The organism is Methyloceanibacter methanicus (assembly GCF_001723285.1).
Lineage (GTDB): Bacteria > Pseudomonadota > Alphaproteobacteria > Rhizobiales > Methyloligellaceae > Methyloceanibacter > Methyloceanibacter methanicus.
This window is the reverse complement of the sequence record NZ_LPWG01000010.1, coordinates 451,978-465,562: the sequence shown is the minus strand read 5'-3', so window position 1 is coordinate 465,562 and position 13,585 is coordinate 451,978. Positions and strand designations below refer to the sequence as shown.

Below are 13,585 nucleotides of genomic sequence, written 5' to 3'. Positions count from 1 at the left end.
GCGTCACGCGGCGTTCAGCACCCGGCCCGCGACCGCGTCGAGCTTCTTCAGGAGTTCGGGATCGCGCGCGTCCGGCGCGGTGATGATGGCGGTGTCGAGCGCGCGGTCCGAACCGATTCTCGGCCGTGCGCGCGCGGGGAGTCGCGGGCGAGCCGGCCCACGAGCCGGGCGGCCTTCTCCGCATTGGCCGTGAGCACGCGGATGATGTCCTGCACCGTGACCGCGTCGTGCTCCGGGTGCCAGCAGTCGAAATCCGTGACCATCGCCACGGTCGCGTAGCAAAGCTCCGCCTCGCGGGCGAGCTTGGCCTCGGGCAGGTTCGTCATGCCGACCACGGAATAGCCGAGGCCCTTATAGGTGAGGCTTTCGGCGAGCGTGGAAAACTGAGGGCCCTCCATGCACACATAGGTGCCGTCGCGGACGAAGGGGATCGCCTCGGCCTCGGCCGCCTCGGCGATGCGCATGCGCAGGCGCGGCGAGGTGGGATGGGCCATGGACACATGGGCCACGCAGCCCGTGCCGAAGAACGAGGTGGCGCGGTTGTGCGTCCGGTCCACGAACTGATCGACAAGGACGAACGTTCCTGGCGGCAACTCTTCTTTGTAAGAGCCGCAGGCCGACAGCGAGACGAGGTCCGTGACCCCGGCCCGCTTCAGCACGTCGATATTCGCACGATAGTTGATGTCGGTGGGCGAGAGCCGGTGCCCCTTGTCGTGGCGCGGCAGGAAGACGATGGGAAGCCCGCCGATATCGCCGAACCGGAGCGCGCCCGACGGCTCGCCCCACGGGCTCGCGATGCGCTCCTCCCGCGCGTTTTGAAGTCCGGGCAGGTCGTAAAGCCCCGAGCCGCCGATAATCCCGAGCACTGCTTCTGTCATGCTTGCCTTTCGGTGAATGGTGTTGCGGCTTCGTGGCCCCCCGCCGCAGCGGAGCATCGCACTCTAGTCGCCCACATGCATATAGACCAAGGCCCAGACATGGCTACCACGCTTGTCCTTGCCGGGGCCCTCCCCGGGTTTACGCGTGTTGATGAGCCAGAGCGGGCCTTGCGTGTCGAGGCCGAGCGGCTTCCCGTCCGCTTCGAGTGCAAGAATGTAGTCCGAACCGTTGATGTCCTCCGGCAAGAGATAGCCGCTATAGCCGTCCGAGGCGACGAAGCGCGTCTTGACCATCGCGGCTTCGACGAACACCAGGAGGTCCTGCAGGAGCGGTCCCTTGAAGACCGCCTCGCGGCCGAGTTCGGGCGTCGTCGCCGTCACCTCGCCCTGGGGCAAGGCCAGCAGCATGGCGCGGTCGAACGACGCGCCGTGTTTGAAGTCGGCCTCAGTTTCGCAAGGATGCTGTCGCGCTTGGCGTCGATGGGTCCGCGATTGGTCTTTCCCACCAACCCGCCGACGGTCAGCAGCACCATGCCTTCCGGCTTGGGCACGCCGCCGTCTTCGCCAAACGCGGCGAAGCTGACGAGCGCGATCCAGCAGAAGACGAGCGCCCGCAGCATCGATCGGCTTTACGCCCCGCTCTTGGCCGCGTGATCGCGCTTGTGGACCCGCGACCAGACCGCCTTCTTGGCAAGGAACATGATCACCGCGAACACGATCAGGAAGATCATGATCCGCGCGCCGGTCTTGTAGCGCTCCTCCAGCGTGGGCTCGGCCGCCCACATCAGAAAGGCGGACACGTCCTTCGCGTAGTTCTTGACCGTCGGCTCCGTGCCGTCCGTGTAGTCCACGACGCCGTCCGACAAGGGGCTGGGCATCGCGATCTGATGACCGGGAAAGGCCGCGTTGTAATGCATGCCCTTGGACATGGTCATGTCGGACGGGGCGTCAGAGTACCCGGTCAACAACGCGTAGAGATAGTCCGGCCCGCCCGGGCGCGCCTTGGCCATGACCGAGAGGTCCGGCGGCAGGGCGCCGTTATTGGCGGCGCGAGCCGCCTGGTCGTTGGGATAGGGCGCGCGGAACCGGTCGGACGGCTTGCCCGGACGCTGGAACATCTTGCCCGTGTCGTCCGGCCCATCGGTGATCTGCGCCTGGGCGGCCAGCGTCGCCACGGCCTTTTCGGGGAACTGCGGACCGCCCGGCTCGCCGAGATTGCGGTAGGACAGCAGGTTCATGGAATGGCAGTTCGCGCACACGAACTGGTAGACCTTGTAGCCACGCTGGAGCTGCGCCCGGTCGAAATGGCCGAAGGGCGGCGCGAACGACCACTCCTGCGCCTTGATCTCGGTGCCGTGCCCGGCATCCGCGGCAAGACCCGCGCCGGGAAGCACAAACGCCACGAGCGCGGCGGCGGCGAACAGTTTCAAGACGTTCCCCATCACGCGTTCCCCCCGCTGGCGCTCGTATCCTTCTTCCCCAGGACCGACTCGGTGATGCTGCCCGGAAGCCGTTTCGGTTTCTCGATCAGCCCCACGACCGGCATGATGATCAGGAAGAAGGCGAAGTAGTAGAAGGTGCAAATCCGCCCCCACAGAAGCTTCCAGCCTTCCGGCGCCTGCGAGCCGAAATAGCCCAGCGCCAGGCAGCAGATCACGAACAGCCAGAAGAACCATTTGAAGATGGGCCGGTAGCTGACGGACCGGATGCGCGACGTATCGAGCCACGGAATGAAGAACAGCACCACGATCGCGCCGATCAAACCGACGACGCCGAGCAGCTTGTCCGGAATGGCCCGCAGGATCGCGTAGAACGGCAGGAAGTACCATTCGGGCACGATATGCGGCGGCGTCTGCAGCGGGTTGGCGGGAATATAGTTGTCCGTGTGGCCGAGATAGTTCGGCGCGTAGAACAGGAACACGCCGAACAGGAGGCAGAACAGCACCACCGCGAACCCGTCCTTGATGGTGAAGTAGGGATGGAACGGCAGCGTGTCCGACTTCGTCTTGACCTCCACGCCCGTGGGATTGTTGCTGCCCGGAATGTGCAGCGCCCAGATGTGCAGGATGACGACGCCCGCGATGATGAACGGGAACAGGTAGTGCAGCGCGAACAGCCGGTTCAGCGTCGGCTCGCCCACCGAGAACCCGCCCCAGATCCACTGCACCAGCGTCGTGCCGAGGCCCGGAATCAGGGTGTCGAGCGAGGTGAACAGGTTGGTGATCACCGTCACGGCCCAGAAGCTCATCTGGCCCCAGACCAGCGAGTAGCCCATGAAGGCGGTGGCGATCATCAGGAACAAGATCAGCACACCGAGCATCCACAAGATCTCGCGCGGCGCCTTGTAGGAGCCGTAATAGAGCCCGCGAAATGTATGGATGAACGCCGCGAAGAAGAACATCGAGGCGCCGACGGCGTGCGCGTAACGCAGCAGCCAGCCCCAGTTCACGTCGCGCATGATCTTCTCGACGGAGTCGAACGCACCGTCCGTGGTCGGCTGGTAGTGCATGGCGAGCACAATGCCCGTCACGATCTGAACCGCCAGCATGAAGCTGAGGATCGCGCCGAACGTCCACCAATAGTTGACGTTGCGCGGCATCGGGAAGACCCCGAACTGGTCGTGCATCAGCCGCGGAATGGGAAGACGGGTGTCGAGCCAGCGCTCGATGCCGGTCGACGGCGTGTAGGTCGATTCGTGCGCCATGATCCGCCCTATCCGATCTTGATTTTGGTGTCAGAGGTGAAGGCGTAAGGCGGGATGTACATATTCTCCGGCGCCGGACCTTTGCGAATGCGGCCCGCCGTGTCGTACTGCGACCCGTGGCAGGGGCAATACCAGCCGCCGTACTCGCCCTTGTAGGAGCCGACGGCTTGGCCTTGTGGAATGCAGCCGAGATGGGTGCAGATCCCGATCATCACGAGCCAGGGCTCCTTGTCGGCCGCGGCGCGGTTCTCGTCGGTCGCCGGCGCCGTGTCCGCCAGATTGGCGTTGCGCGCCAACTGATCGGGCAAGTCGGCCAGCTTGACGTCCTTGGCCGCCTCGACCTCTTCGGCCGTCCGGTGGCGGATGAAGATCGGCTTGCCGCGCCACATGACCGTGATCGCCTGCCCTTCCTCGACGGGCGCGAGGTCCACGTCGATCGAGGCCAGCGACAGGGTCGAGGCGTCCGGGTTCATCTGATCGAGCAACGGCCACAATACGGCCGCGCCGCCGATGGCCGCAAAGGCCGCGGCGCCGATCACGATCACGTCGCGTCGGGACGGGTCGTCGTCATCAACTAAAGAAGGATTTGTGGAACTATCGGAATTGGCCATTTAGCCAAGCGCTCCTAGGATTTAGCGGAGCCGAAGAGAGCAAAAGCCCAGCCTCTCGGCTCTCTTATGCAGGCACGATGCGTGCCGTAGTCTGTTATTGCCCAGCCGCGTGCTGCGGTGCAACGCGATTCATGGCGGTTTTCTGTCATTGCGGCGGGATGTTGTCCAGCGGCCACAGTGGTCAAATTGGCGCAGGCGACTCCTGACGAGGATCAAGGGGGCGCCGATGATGAGGGCGTCATGATGCATCCATGTGACGGATACGGACCGGTGAGGTAGATGGATCATGCAAGACGGTAATGTCATCGAGCGGGAAGCCATGAGCGCGGACAATTCGGCAAACGCGGCGTCGAAGGATCGTTTCGAAGCCAACAAGGAGCGGGCAAGGCTCTGGTTCGAGGAGTTGCGCGACCGGATGCTGGCCGCCCTTGAAGCGGTGGAAGACGGGGCCGAAGGCGCCCCCGGCTGCGAAGGCAAGGCGGCGGGCCGGTTCACGCGCACGCCCTGGACCCGCGAGGAAGGCGGCGGCGGGGTCATGTCGCTGATGTCGGGCCGGGTGTTCGAGAAGGTGGGCTGCCACACATCCACCGTCTACGGAGAGTTTCCGAAGGAGTTCGCCGCACAGATCCCCGGCGCGGCCGAGGACCCGCGCTCTGGGCTAGCGGAATGTCCTTCATCGCCCACCCGACCAATCCCAACGCCCCCACCGGGCACATGAACACGCGCATGGTGGTGACCTCCAAGGGCTGGTTCGGCGGCGGCGGCGACCTCACGCCCGTGCTGAACCGGCGGCGCGTCCAGGAGGACCCGGATGCCCAAGATTTCCACGCGGCCATGAAGGCCTCTTGCGCCGGCCAGCCGTCGGCCGACTACCCGCGCTTCAAGGACTGGTGCGATGAGTACTTCTATCTCAAGCACCGGAAGGAGCCGCGCGGCATCGGCGGCATCTTTTACGATTATCTGGATACGGGCGACTTCGAGGCGGACTTCGCCTTCACCCAAGAGGTCGGCAAGGCCTTCGTCGGCATCTATCCGAAGCTCGTGGCCCGCAATATTGGCACGCCCTGGACCGAGGAAGACCGGACCGAGCAGCTCATCCGGCGCGGACGCTATGTGGAGTACAACCTGCTCTACGACCGGGGCACGATCTTCGGGCTGAAGACCGGCGGCAATGTGGACGCGATCCTCTCGTCCATGCCACCCCTCGTTATGTGGCCTTAAGGAGCCCTACCCCCGGATACCGGCATACATCAGCGGGGTGCCGTCGGCGAACTGGGTGGCGAGCTGGGCGTCGGCCAGGTGGCCGGTGAGAAGCGCGATCGCCGCAATTGCGATGAAGCCCGCTGCGAAAACCGCCAGTTTTTTCCCCGTGATCCCCATAACCTGTTCCCTTCTTCGGCACCGGCGCGCTCCTTCTTGCGCGTCGTAGGAACAGGTTTAGGGGTTGGCGGCTGAACCCAATCTGAGGGGTCCGTTCATCTGGCGTACAGGTTTTGGTTAACGGCCGGAAACCCTTTGCCCGCAAGGGCCGGAGCCCCCGAACGAGGCCCGAAAACTCTTGCCAACTGCGTCCGGATGCCCCATCTTTACGGGCACCGGGCGCCCGCTGTTGGGCGTGGACGAAGACGACGGTTAGCGACGAACGTAGCGAAGAGCACGACCCTTTCCTGACATCTGAAGACGCCATGGGCGCCTTCCTTGAGGAACTCATCCGAGAACACCTCAAGCGAAGGGGTCGCGTGGCCCGTTATTTTGAAACTAGCGAACGGGAAAGGACTCCCCCGATATGTCTCGTGTCAATGGCACCGTGAAATTCTTCAACCACACGCGTGGCTTCGGCTTCATCGAGCCCGAAGACGGCGGCAAGGACGTGTTCGTCCATGCCTCCGCGATCGAGCGCGCCGGCCTGCCCCCTCTGAACGAAGGCGACAAGGTCTCCTTCGAGATCGAGGACGACCGCCGCGGCCGCGGCAAGCAGGCTGCCAACGTGCAGATGGCGCAGTAGCCCCACAACGGCTCAACACCGCTGCAATTGCTTGCAACGCGTTTCCGAACGAAGCGCGGATATCAGGTTCATGTGCCGCTGGGCCCGCACGGGTCCAGCGGTTTTTTTGTGTTCCCGCAGGAACTTAGCCCTGACCAAAACGTTCAGCTCAGGTTCATATGCGTGCCCCTAGAGTGCCACGAACGGGGGGCAGGATTGCTTCGCCGGATCTGGGGGGTCTCGCAACCATTAATGGCGGCAAGGGCAATGGCGCCGCTCTCGAGGAACGGAACTATGGGTCGGAAATCGTATTTTGCTTTTGTGGCTGCGCTCGCCGCGGTCTTCGCTCTGATGGCGGTACTCCCGGCGGAAGCCGGCCGCGGCCGCGGTCACGGCTGGAAAGGCGGCCATGGCGGCCGCTATGTTCAGAACAACTACTACGGCCGCCGTGGCGGCGACGGCTGGGATGCGCTGGGCGCGGGCCTGGTCGGTCTCGGTGTCGGCGCGGTGATCGGCAGCGCGCTCACACCCAGGGAGGTCTACGTGGCCCCGCCCCCGCCGCCCGTCTATCGCGCCGGCTATGGTCCCGAGCCGTGGACCGACGACTGGTATGCCTATTGCGGGTCGCGCTACCGGAGCTTCAACCCAAGGTCCGGCACCTATGTCGGCTATGACGCTACGAGCATTTCTGCCGCTAACGCCTTGTCCTGGAACGAATCGCAGCCCGCCGCGCTCACCGCCGGCGGCTGTTGCACACCCGCCACAGGGCGCCCGAACAGACGTCGTCCGCACCGGAACCCGCACTGGCCGCAGTTGGGTCAACCGGCTGATTTCCTTGGCCGGTTTCCGTTCATCAGCCCTTTATGACAGCACCGCCCATTGCGCCTTGAACGGAACGCCGTGACGTCCCAAAATCGCAGCCGTTCCCGAACGCGTTTGGCATGGCATGCGAATTTTCTTGCCGGTCAGTGCGTTTTATTGTCTTGACGCAAACGCGGATCGCAGCGCCGCGATTATCGTTGTCGACGATGTCAGGAAGTTCGAAGCTAAAAATTCGAGGACTGTTACAAGCCCATGCCCGTTGTCGCCGAACCCGCGATCACTGAAATTTCCCGCGACCAGCCGAACGTCCCGGCGGACCGCGTCGCTCTCCAGAAGATCCGGCCCTATCAAGGCATGGTGGCCTGGCCCACCGTGGTCCTTGCGATCGGAATCGTGGCCGCCTTCGCAACGGTCTGCACCCTGGGCACGATGGGGATCATCCCTCTTTGGCTCGGACTGATCCTCAACTCGCTCATTCTCTACGCGGACCAGACGCCGCTTCACGAGGCCTGCCACGGTAATATCGCCGGCAAGAATTCGCGCTATCTGTGGCTGAACCATCTCGTCGGCTATGTATGCGGCACGATCCTGCTGCATGAATACAAGGCCTTCCGCTACATGCATCTCGCCCATCACCGCGAGACGAACGATCCGGAGCTGGATCCGGATCACTGGGTTGCGGTGAGCAATCCCTTTCTGCTCGTGTGGCGCTGCCTGACGATCGTGTTCGTCTACCACAACTACTTTTGGCGCCACATCGCCTTCCATCCGCATGTGCCGGGCATGCGCAGCCTGTCGCTTCAGATCGCGCTGATGAACGGGCTCTACTACGCCATCATCATCGGCCTGTGCGTGATCGGCTATTGGCGCGAAGTGCTGATGCTGTGGGTGTTCCCGCACATTCTCGCCTCGGCGCTGATCATCTATTTCTTCGCCTACCTGCCCCACAAGCCGCATAGGTCCGCGAGCGCTATCGCGACACGAACGTGTTCTGGGTGCACGGCAAGATCGCCGAGCCCGTCGTGGATTGGCTCTACCTGTTCCAGAACTTCCACCTGATCCATCACCTGTTCCCGCGCATCCCGTTCTACAAATACAAGGATGCGTTCGTCGATCTGCGGCCCGTGCTGGAGAAGGAAGGGGCGCACATCTACGAGTACGAGTTCGGCCCCCATCGGGAGGCCGCGACCGAAGCGCGCTAGCGGGTCGCGATCAGGCCAATTTGCGGGCGACGATGAACGGCACCGAGACGTCCGTCACGAAGTGCCGCGCCTCCAGAATGTCGAACCCTTGCGCGGCGATGCGCTCTTTCAGCTCCGCCTCTCTTTGGAACTGAACGAAGGGCGCCTTCCCCAACGCCTGGAACACGGGAAGAGCGATCTTCATCAAGCGCCACTTCAGCGGGGCCTTGGGACCGAGACTGCAAAAGGTCTTGGAGATGAAGAGGCCGCCGGGCTTGAGGATGGACGCGATGGTGCGGAGGTCCTCGTCGAGCCGCGGCAGCAGATGCAGCAGGTTGAAGCCGAGAACCGCGTCGAACGGCGTCGCCGTGGTGGCGATATCGCCGATCCCGGCCGTCTTGAACGCGACGTTGCGTGCGCCTTGCGCGAACGCCTTTTCGCTCGCGATGCGGATCATGTCGCTCGAAATGTCGCTGCCGATATAGTGGCCAACGCTGCCGCAGAGGTGAAGCGCCGTCGTGCCGGTGCCGCAGCCCACCTCCAACACCCGCTGATCCTTGGCCAAATAGGAGCGCGTTCGATCGAGCGTGGCGTTGTAGGCGCGCATGTCGGCGATCGGCTGCTTGGCGTATTTCTCCGCCTGCTCATCCCAAAACTGTGCCGCACTTTTCATGTCTGGACTCCCTTCGAACACAAGAGATACCCATGCATTCTTGAAATGTGAATTGCCAAAACTTGCAGGATGTATATGCAAATTTGCATGAACTGGAAGGCCATCTCCTTCGACTGGAACCAGGTCCGTGCGTTCCTCGCGACCGCCGAGGAAGGGTCGTTTTCCGGCGGCGCGCGGGTGCTGGGCCTAACCCAGCCCACGCTTGGGCGTCAGGTGGCCGCGCTGGAACAGGACCTCGGGGTCCTCTTGTTCGAACGCTTCGGCCGTTCCTTGGAGCTCACGCCGTCGGGCCTCGAGCTTCTGGAGCATGTCCGGGTCATGGGCGACGCCGCGCACCGCGTGTCGCTTGCGGCCTCGGGACAAAGTCAGACCATCGAGGGCGTCGTCCGCGTCACCGCGACGAATGTCTTCGCCGTGTACCTTCTGCCGCCCGTCATCGAGCATCTGCACGAGATCGCCCCGAAGCTGGAAATCGACATCGTTGCGTCGAACGAACTGCGCGACAGACGGCGCGAAGCGGACATCGCGATCCGGCACGTGCGGCCCGTGGAGCCGGACCTCGTCGCGCGGCTGGTCAACGAAAGCGACGGCAGCCTTTACGCCTCCCAGCGCTATCTCAAACGGTACGGACGCCCCCGCTCGCCTGCCGACCTGACGGGCCACTATTTTGTCGGCTCCAGCAACCAGCAAGAGATGGTGAACTATCTCACCCGGCTCGGCATCTCGCCGGCGCGGGAGAACTTCCGCTTCGGCACCGATTGCGCCCTCGTCATGTGGGAAATGGCGCGGCAGGGTTTGGGCATGTGCCTCATGGCCACCACCGTCGCCGCCAGGACGCCCGGCATGGAACCGGTCTTTCCGGATCTGGCTCCCATGACGTTCCCGACCTGGCTGGTCGCGCACCGGGAACTCTATACGAGCCGCCGCATCCGGCTCGTCTACGACGTCCTCGCCGAGTTTCTGTCGAACGGCGGCGACGCACCGGCTTGATCGTCGAAGAATCGAAGCCGCCTGTCGCCTCGGTTGCACGCGGAATGAGTCTCGCTGATAATCGGCGGGCGATTGACAGTGCATCTTGAGGGACAGTCTTGGGTCAGCCGCTACGCAGTATCACGATCGTCGGCGGCGGCACGGCGGGTTGGCTCGCGGCCACCTTCCTCAATCGATTCTGCAAATCCAAAGATCCCAAGAACCCGCTCGAGATACGGCTGATCGAGTCCCCCTCGATCCCCATTGTCGGCGTCGGCGAGGCGAGCCTGCCGCATGGTCATGCTGCTGAACCAGCTCGGCCTGTCCGAATCCGAATTTTTCGAGAAGACGGACGCGACGTTCAAGGTCGCCGCGCACTTCATCAACTGGAACCAGGACGAGAACGGCAAGCCGATCGAGTTTCTGAATATCCTCAACGCGCCCGGCGCGCTCGATGGACGGCAGTTCGCGGACTACTTCGTCACGTTCGATCCCGCGCGCACCGCACCGGATGCGGGCATCGCCTATGTGCGTGCGTTTTCGCCCGTCGCGGAGATCGTGCGCGGCAACCTGGCGCCTCGCCGCCCGGGAGAGCCGGATTTCAGCGGCGAGGTCGGCTACACCTACCATTTCGATGCGACGAAGGTCGCCGCCTATCTAAGGGATATCGCGACAAGCCGCGGCGTGAAGCACATCCTCGACGACGTGGACGCCGTCAATGTCGACGAGCGCGGCTTCGTCACGTCGCTGGGGCTGCGCGAGCGCGGTGAATTCGGTGTCGACCTCGTCATCGACTGCACCGGGTTTCGCGGATCGATCCTCCAGCAGGCCCTGGGGGAGCCATTCGAACCTTATGGCGAGCATCTGCTGAACGATCGCGCGGCCGTCGTGCAGATTCCCCACAAGGACCCCGGGGTGATCGCGCCGACCACACGGGCGACGGGCTTCTCCGCCGGGTGGAACTTCAACATCCCGCTCACCACCCGCGTCGGCACGGGCTACATCTTTTCGAGCAAGTTCCTCTCCGACGAGGAAGCCGCCGACGAACTGCTCTCCTTCTACGGCGACCAGGCCAAAGGCTGCGAGCCGCGCATCATTCCCATGCGGACGGGGCGCGTGCGCAATGCCTGGGTCAAGAACTGCGTGGCCTTGGGCCTGTCCGGCGGCTTCATCGAACCGCTCGAGGCGACCGCCATCTTCATGACCGATCTCGGCGTGCGCTGGCTCGCGAACTATCTGCCGACGCAAGACTTCGAACCCGAGCTCGCGACGGCCTATAACCGCCATGTCCGGCAGGTCTACGAGGAGGTGCGCGATTTCGTGCAGCTCCACTACCATCTGAACAATCGTGCGGACACGCCGTACTGGAAGGCCGCCCGCGAAGACATGACCCTGTCGGACCGGCTTCAAGAAAACCTGCGGGTTTGGCAGCACGTGGCGCCCGAGGATCTCGACCTCGGCAGCACGTTCCTGTTCAGCAGTCCCGTCTATACGCTTCTGCTCATCGCCAAGGGCTTCTACAAGGACCGCCGGCTGTCCAGGGCCTCGTCCTTGAGCCGCACCACCTATCAGCGCGCCCGCGACGCGGAGCGCAAGGCCCGTCCCGGGCAACTCGAGGGCCTCATCAGCCATGCGGCGTTCCTCAAGACCGGCGGCAAGGCTCCGGCCGGATCCGTGATGGCGCCGCACGCCGGGATGGCCCCGGCCCCGGAGCTGGCCGGCACCAAGATCAAGCTCAAATCTCAGCCCGCCCGTCCGCGCCAGTCCCGCAAGAAGAAGCGCCGCTAGCCGACCTTCAGCGGGCTACGGATCAGCCGCCACGCGGACATTGTTGCGCGTCAAAGCGCCGCGCGGCTAAAAGTGCTAGGATGTTGGACTTTGAAGATTGGAGTGCATCATGACGAACAGAAAGCTCGCCGACATCTTGGGCAATCAGAGGCTGCTGGCGCTCAGGGAATACGCGCCGGTCCGAGAAGCGTGCGGCCGCATGTGGGACGACCATAAGGGCTCGGTTCTCGTGGTCGATCAGGACGGCAAGCTCGTCGGCATCTTCACCGGCCGCGACGCCGTGCGAACGCTGGCCGAAGGCAAGAGCGCCGAGGTCACGCCGCTGGGCGAAGCGATGACGCGGAACCCGGTCACGGTGCCGCCGACGGCCAGTGCCGTCGATGCGCTCCGCGAGATGAGCGACCGTGGGATCCGTCATCTGCCCGTCGTGGAGAACGAGAGAATTATCGGGGTGGTTTCCCGTGGCGACTTCAAAGGCATGGAAATCGATCGCCTGGACGAAGACGACCGCCTGGCCGAATGCCTGCGCTGACCCTCAAGACGCCTCTGGCTCGAAATCGAGATCGGCGGGTGAAATCAGCACGCCGAATTGCTGGCACCAGATGACGACGGACGGATAGGCCTTGAGATCGACCCCGGCGGGGATCGCGTAGTTCTGGCTGCCCTTGAAGGCGCGTAAGCGCCCGAGATCCACATACATCGTATCCTTCACGTCCTCGGAGGAGAGGATGTCCCCCTTGGGCACCAGATAGACGTGGTAGTCGGGGCCCGGGCCCACTTCGAAGTCCTTGCCGAGAAACACCGTGCTCGGATAAACGCTGACCTCGCCCTTGCCGTAATGGACCGGATCAGACGGATTGGCGTGGATGAACGTGCCCTTGGCCACGAGCGCCCCGCTCTCCTCCCGGGCCAAGGTCTCCTGCGCCTCCGGCGGCGGGAAAAGATAGGGGAACAGGAAGATGCCGAGGCCTAGGCCCAGCACCGCCCCGATCAGGATGCCCGAGAAGAAACCTTTGATGAACCGCCACATGCCACGCCTCCCGATGCCCGCCGATCAAGCCTTGCAAGGCTAAGAGCTTGCCATGGCGGCGCGATGAAGGCGAGCGGCAGGACGGCCGCTCTCCGCCTTAGTGCACCTGCAGTTCCCCATCCACGAAGCTGAATTCGGTGGGCGAAATCAACGTCTTGTGGGCCACGCGCACGCGATACAGCGGGCCTTCCAAATTGGCGTTCCAGAAATCCAGGAACTCGGAAAGCTTTGGAAAGCGCGGGGCAAGATCGAAATCCTGCCAAATATAGCTCTGCAGCAATTCCCGGTGATCGGGAAAGCGATAGAGAATCTCGGCTGTGGTCAGCGAATAGCCGGCAATTTGATTGGCGAAGGCCTGATCCATCGGTCCTCGTCCCCCATGCTTGATCGTGTTCTTGACCCCTCGATGCTAAGACCGCCCCGCGATTCCGTCTAGGCGATTTATTGAGCAAAATCAGCGCATTGGCAGCACCCACCCGAGAGTGCTAATTTCTTGGCACTCATGCCTTGAAAGTGCTAAAAGAGGGTTCTAAATAGCGTGCGGGAGGGGGCCGATCCTCGGATAACACCCTCGTTTCACGACAATTTTTCGACAATCTGTCTAGGAGGAGAAAAAAGATGAAGTTTCGTCCATTGCATGACCGCGTCGTGGTGCGCCGGATCGATGAGGAAGAACGGACCACGGGTGGCATCATTATTCCGGACACGGCGAAGGAGAAGCCGCAGCAGGGCGAAGTGGTGGCCGTGGGCCCGGGTGTTGCCGACGACAAGGGCAAGGTCCAGCCGCTCGACGTCCAGGTCGGCGATCGCGTGCTGTTCGGCAAGTGGTCCGGCACCGAGGTGAAGATCGATGGCGACGACGTTCTCATCATGAAGGAGAGCGACATTCTCGGCGTCCTCGAAGGGGCCGTCGCCTCGAAGAAGGCCGCGTAGGGCAAGCGCCGC

The 13,585-nt window shown here is 63.4% G+C and carries 17 protein-coding genes and 3 pseudogenes; 10 read left to right on the top strand and 10 right to left on the bottom strand.

The window, feature by feature from the left end:
* Positions 1-3 precede the first annotated feature (3 nt).
* The 6 genes and pseudogenes from AUC68_RS07210 to petA form a co-directional block, all read right to left on the bottom strand.
* A pseudogene (locus tag AUC68_RS07210) lies at positions 4-878 on the bottom strand (S-methyl-5'-thioadenosine phosphorylase).
* Positions 879-941: 63 nt separating this feature from the next.
* Positions 942-1,286 (bottom strand): hypothetical protein, encoded by a 345-nt coding sequence (locus tag AUC68_RS07205; RefSeq protein ID WP_069436981.1) that lies wholly within the window; start codon positions 1,284-1,286, stop codon positions 942-944.
* Positions 1,256-1,498: a hypothetical protein gene (locus AUC68_RS07200; RefSeq protein WP_069436980.1), complete on the bottom strand. Its 243-nt coding sequence runs from the start codon at positions 1,496-1,498 to the stop codon at positions 1,256-1,258. Before AUC68_RS07200 ends, AUC68_RS07205 begins: the two co-directional genes overlap by 31 nt.
* A 9-nt stretch (positions 1,499-1,507) precedes the next feature.
* On the bottom strand, positions 1,508-2,320 hold the full coding sequence (locus tag AUC68_RS07195) for a cytochrome c1 (protein ID WP_069436979.1): 813 nt from the start codon (positions 2,318-2,320) through the stop codon (positions 1,508-1,510).
* Positions 2,320-3,582: a cytochrome b gene (locus AUC68_RS07190; protein ID WP_069436978.1), complete on the bottom strand. Its 1,263-nt coding sequence runs from the start codon at positions 3,580-3,582 to the stop codon at positions 2,320-2,322. The genes AUC68_RS07195 and AUC68_RS07190 overlap by 1 nt, the downstream gene beginning before the upstream one ends.
* Positions 3,583-3,590: 8 nt before the next feature.
* Positions 3,591-4,193 carry a ubiquinol-cytochrome c reductase iron-sulfur subunit gene (gene petA, locus AUC68_RS07185; RefSeq protein ID WP_069436977.1) on the bottom strand — a complete coding sequence of 201 codons (603 nt, stop codon included), beginning with the start codon at positions 4,191-4,193 and terminating at the stop codon, positions 3,591-3,593.
* Positions 4,194-4,512: 319 nt separating this feature from the next.
* Between petA and hemF the strand changes: the two are divergent.
* Positions 4,513-5,414: pseudogene (gene hemF / locus AUC68_RS07180) on the top strand (oxygen-dependent coproporphyrinogen oxidase).
* Positions 5,415-5,420: 6 nt separating this feature from the next.
* Here hemF and AUC68_RS16750 read toward each other — a convergent pair.
* Positions 5,421-5,573: a hypothetical protein gene (locus AUC68_RS16750; protein ID WP_158008261.1), complete on the bottom strand. Its 153-nt coding sequence runs from the start codon at positions 5,571-5,573 to the stop codon at positions 5,421-5,423.
* A 406-nt stretch (positions 5,574-5,979) separates the two neighbouring features.
* Between AUC68_RS16750 and AUC68_RS07175 the strand changes: the two genes are divergently transcribed.
* The 4 genes from AUC68_RS07175 to AUC68_RS18160 all read left to right on the top strand — a co-directional run bounded on the left by AUC68_RS07175 (position 5,980) and on the right by AUC68_RS18160 (position 8,201).
* Positions 5,980-6,198 carry a cold-shock protein gene (locus AUC68_RS07175; RefSeq protein WP_069436976.1) on the top strand — a complete coding sequence of 73 codons (219 nt, stop codon included), beginning with the start codon at positions 5,980-5,982 and terminating at the stop codon, positions 6,196-6,198.
* A gap of 273 nt (positions 6,199-6,471) precedes the next feature.
* Positions 6,472-7,044 (top strand): BA14K family protein, encoded by a 573-nt coding sequence (locus tag AUC68_RS07170; protein WP_069436975.1) that lies wholly within the window; start codon positions 6,472-6,474, stop codon positions 7,042-7,044.
* 207 nt (positions 7,045-7,251) lie between these two features.
* The gene (locus tag AUC68_RS07165; RefSeq protein WP_069436974.1) at positions 7,252-8,058 is read left to right on the top strand and encodes a fatty acid desaturase family protein; all 807 of its coding nucleotides are present in this window, start codon (positions 7,252-7,254) and stop codon (positions 8,056-8,058) included.
* Entirely contained in the window at positions 8,022-8,201 is a 180-nt protein-coding gene (locus tag AUC68_RS18160; protein ID WP_069436973.1) for a fatty acid desaturase, read from the top strand. The genes AUC68_RS07165 and AUC68_RS18160 overlap by 37 nt, the downstream gene beginning before the upstream one ends.
* A gap of 10 nt (positions 8,202-8,211) precedes the next feature.
* On the opposite strand, the gene AUC68_RS07155 is transcribed toward AUC68_RS18160, so the two are convergent.
* Complete coding sequence (locus tag AUC68_RS07155; RefSeq protein WP_069436972.1) at positions 8,212-8,853, bottom strand: class I SAM-dependent methyltransferase; 642 nt, start codon at positions 8,851-8,853, stop codon at positions 8,212-8,214.
* Positions 8,854-8,940: 87 nt separating this feature from the next.
* Between AUC68_RS07155 and AUC68_RS07150 the strand changes: the two genes are divergently transcribed.
* From AUC68_RS07150 to AUC68_RS07140, 4 genes and pseudogenes are all read left to right on the top strand, one after another.
* Positions 8,941-9,843 (top strand): LysR family transcriptional regulator, encoded by a 903-nt coding sequence (locus AUC68_RS07150; protein ID WP_069437075.1) that lies wholly within the window; start codon positions 8,941-8,943, stop codon positions 9,841-9,843.
* 98 nt (positions 9,844-9,941) lie between these two features.
* Positions 9,942-10,058: pseudogene (locus AUC68_RS18655) on the top strand (tryptophan 7-halogenase); the annotation flags it as partial.
* Positions 10,059-10,116: 58 nt separating this feature from the next.
* The gene (locus AUC68_RS07145; RefSeq protein WP_069436971.1) at positions 10,117-11,610 is read left to right on the top strand and encodes a tryptophan halogenase family protein; all 1,494 of its coding nucleotides are present in this window, start codon (positions 10,117-10,119) and stop codon (positions 11,608-11,610) included.
* Between the two features lie 109 nt (positions 11,611-11,719).
* The gene (locus tag AUC68_RS07140) at positions 11,720-12,142 is read left to right on the top strand and encodes a CBS domain-containing protein (protein ID WP_069436970.1); all 423 of its coding nucleotides are present in this window, start codon (positions 11,720-11,722) and stop codon (positions 12,140-12,142) included.
* A gap of 3 nt (positions 12,143-12,145) precedes the next feature.
* On the opposite strand, the gene AUC68_RS07135 is transcribed toward AUC68_RS07140, so the two are convergent.
* The gene (locus AUC68_RS07135) at positions 12,146-12,640 is read right to left on the bottom strand and encodes a DM13 domain-containing protein (protein ID WP_069436969.1); all 495 of its coding nucleotides are present in this window, start codon (positions 12,638-12,640) and stop codon (positions 12,146-12,148) included.
* A gap of 97 nt (positions 12,641-12,737) precedes the next feature.
* Positions 12,738-13,004 (bottom strand): usg protein, encoded by a 267-nt coding sequence (locus AUC68_RS07130; protein WP_069436968.1) that lies wholly within the window; start codon positions 13,002-13,004, stop codon positions 12,738-12,740.
* A 254-nt stretch (positions 13,005-13,258) separates the two neighbouring features.
* On the opposite strand from AUC68_RS07130, the gene groES reads away from it, so the two are divergent.
* The gene (gene groES, locus AUC68_RS07125; RefSeq protein ID WP_069436967.1) at positions 13,259-13,573 is read left to right on the top strand and encodes a co-chaperone GroES; all 315 of its coding nucleotides are present in this window, start codon (positions 13,259-13,261) and stop codon (positions 13,571-13,573) included.
* Positions 13,574-13,585: the final 12 nt, after the last annotated feature.

Coding starts and splice junctions, on each gene's coding strand:
- AUC68_RS07205 (WP_069436981.1), bottom strand. CDS start 1,286: ATGCTGCTGGCCTTGCCCCAGGGCGAGGTGACGGCGACGACGCCCGAA.
- AUC68_RS07200 (WP_069436980.1), bottom strand. CDS start 1,498: ATGCTGCGGGCGCTCGTCTTCTGCTGGATCGCGCTCGTCAGCTTCGCC.
- AUC68_RS07195 (WP_069436979.1), bottom strand. CDS start 2,320: ATGGGGAACGTCTTGAAACTGTTCGCCGCCGCCGCGCTCGTGGCGTTT.
- AUC68_RS07190 (WP_069436978.1), bottom strand. CDS start 3,582: ATGGCGCACGAATCGACCTACACGCCGTCGACCGGCATCGAGCGCTGG.
- petA (WP_069436977.1), bottom strand. CDS start 4,193: ATGGCCAATTCCGATAGTTCCACAAATCCTTCTTTAGTTGATGACGAC.
- AUC68_RS16750 (WP_158008261.1), bottom strand. CDS start 5,573: ATGGGGATCACGGGGAAAAAACTGGCGGTTTTCGCAGCGGGCTTCATC.
- AUC68_RS07175 (WP_069436976.1), top strand. CDS start 5,980: ATGTCTCGTGTCAATGGCACCGTGAAATTCTTCAACCACACGCGTGGC.
- AUC68_RS07170 (WP_069436975.1), top strand. CDS start 6,472: ATGGGTCGGAAATCGTATTTTGCTTTTGTGGCTGCGCTCGCCGCGGTC.
- AUC68_RS07165 (WP_069436974.1), top strand. CDS start 7,252: ATGCCCGTTGTCGCCGAACCCGCGATCACTGAAATTTCCCGCGACCAG.
- AUC68_RS07155 (WP_069436972.1), bottom strand. CDS start 8,853: ATGAAAAGTGCGGCACAGTTTTGGGATGAGCAGGCGGAGAAATACGCC.
- AUC68_RS07150 (WP_069437075.1), top strand. CDS start 8,941: ATGAACTGGAAGGCCATCTCCTTCGACTGGAACCAGGTCCGTGCGTTC.
- AUC68_RS07145 (WP_069436971.1), top strand. CDS start 10,117: ATGGTCATGCTGCTGAACCAGCTCGGCCTGTCCGAATCCGAATTTTTC.
- AUC68_RS07140 (WP_069436970.1), top strand. CDS start 11,720: ATGACGAACAGAAAGCTCGCCGACATCTTGGGCAATCAGAGGCTGCTG.
- AUC68_RS07135 (WP_069436969.1), bottom strand. CDS start 12,640: ATGTGGCGGTTCATCAAAGGTTTCTTCTCGGGCATCCTGATCGGGGCG.
- AUC68_RS07130 (WP_069436968.1), bottom strand. CDS start 13,004: ATGGATCAGGCCTTCGCCAATCAAATTGCCGGCTATTCGCTGACCACA.
- groES (WP_069436967.1), top strand. CDS start 13,259: ATGAAGTTTCGTCCATTGCATGACCGCGTCGTGGTGCGCCGGATCGAT.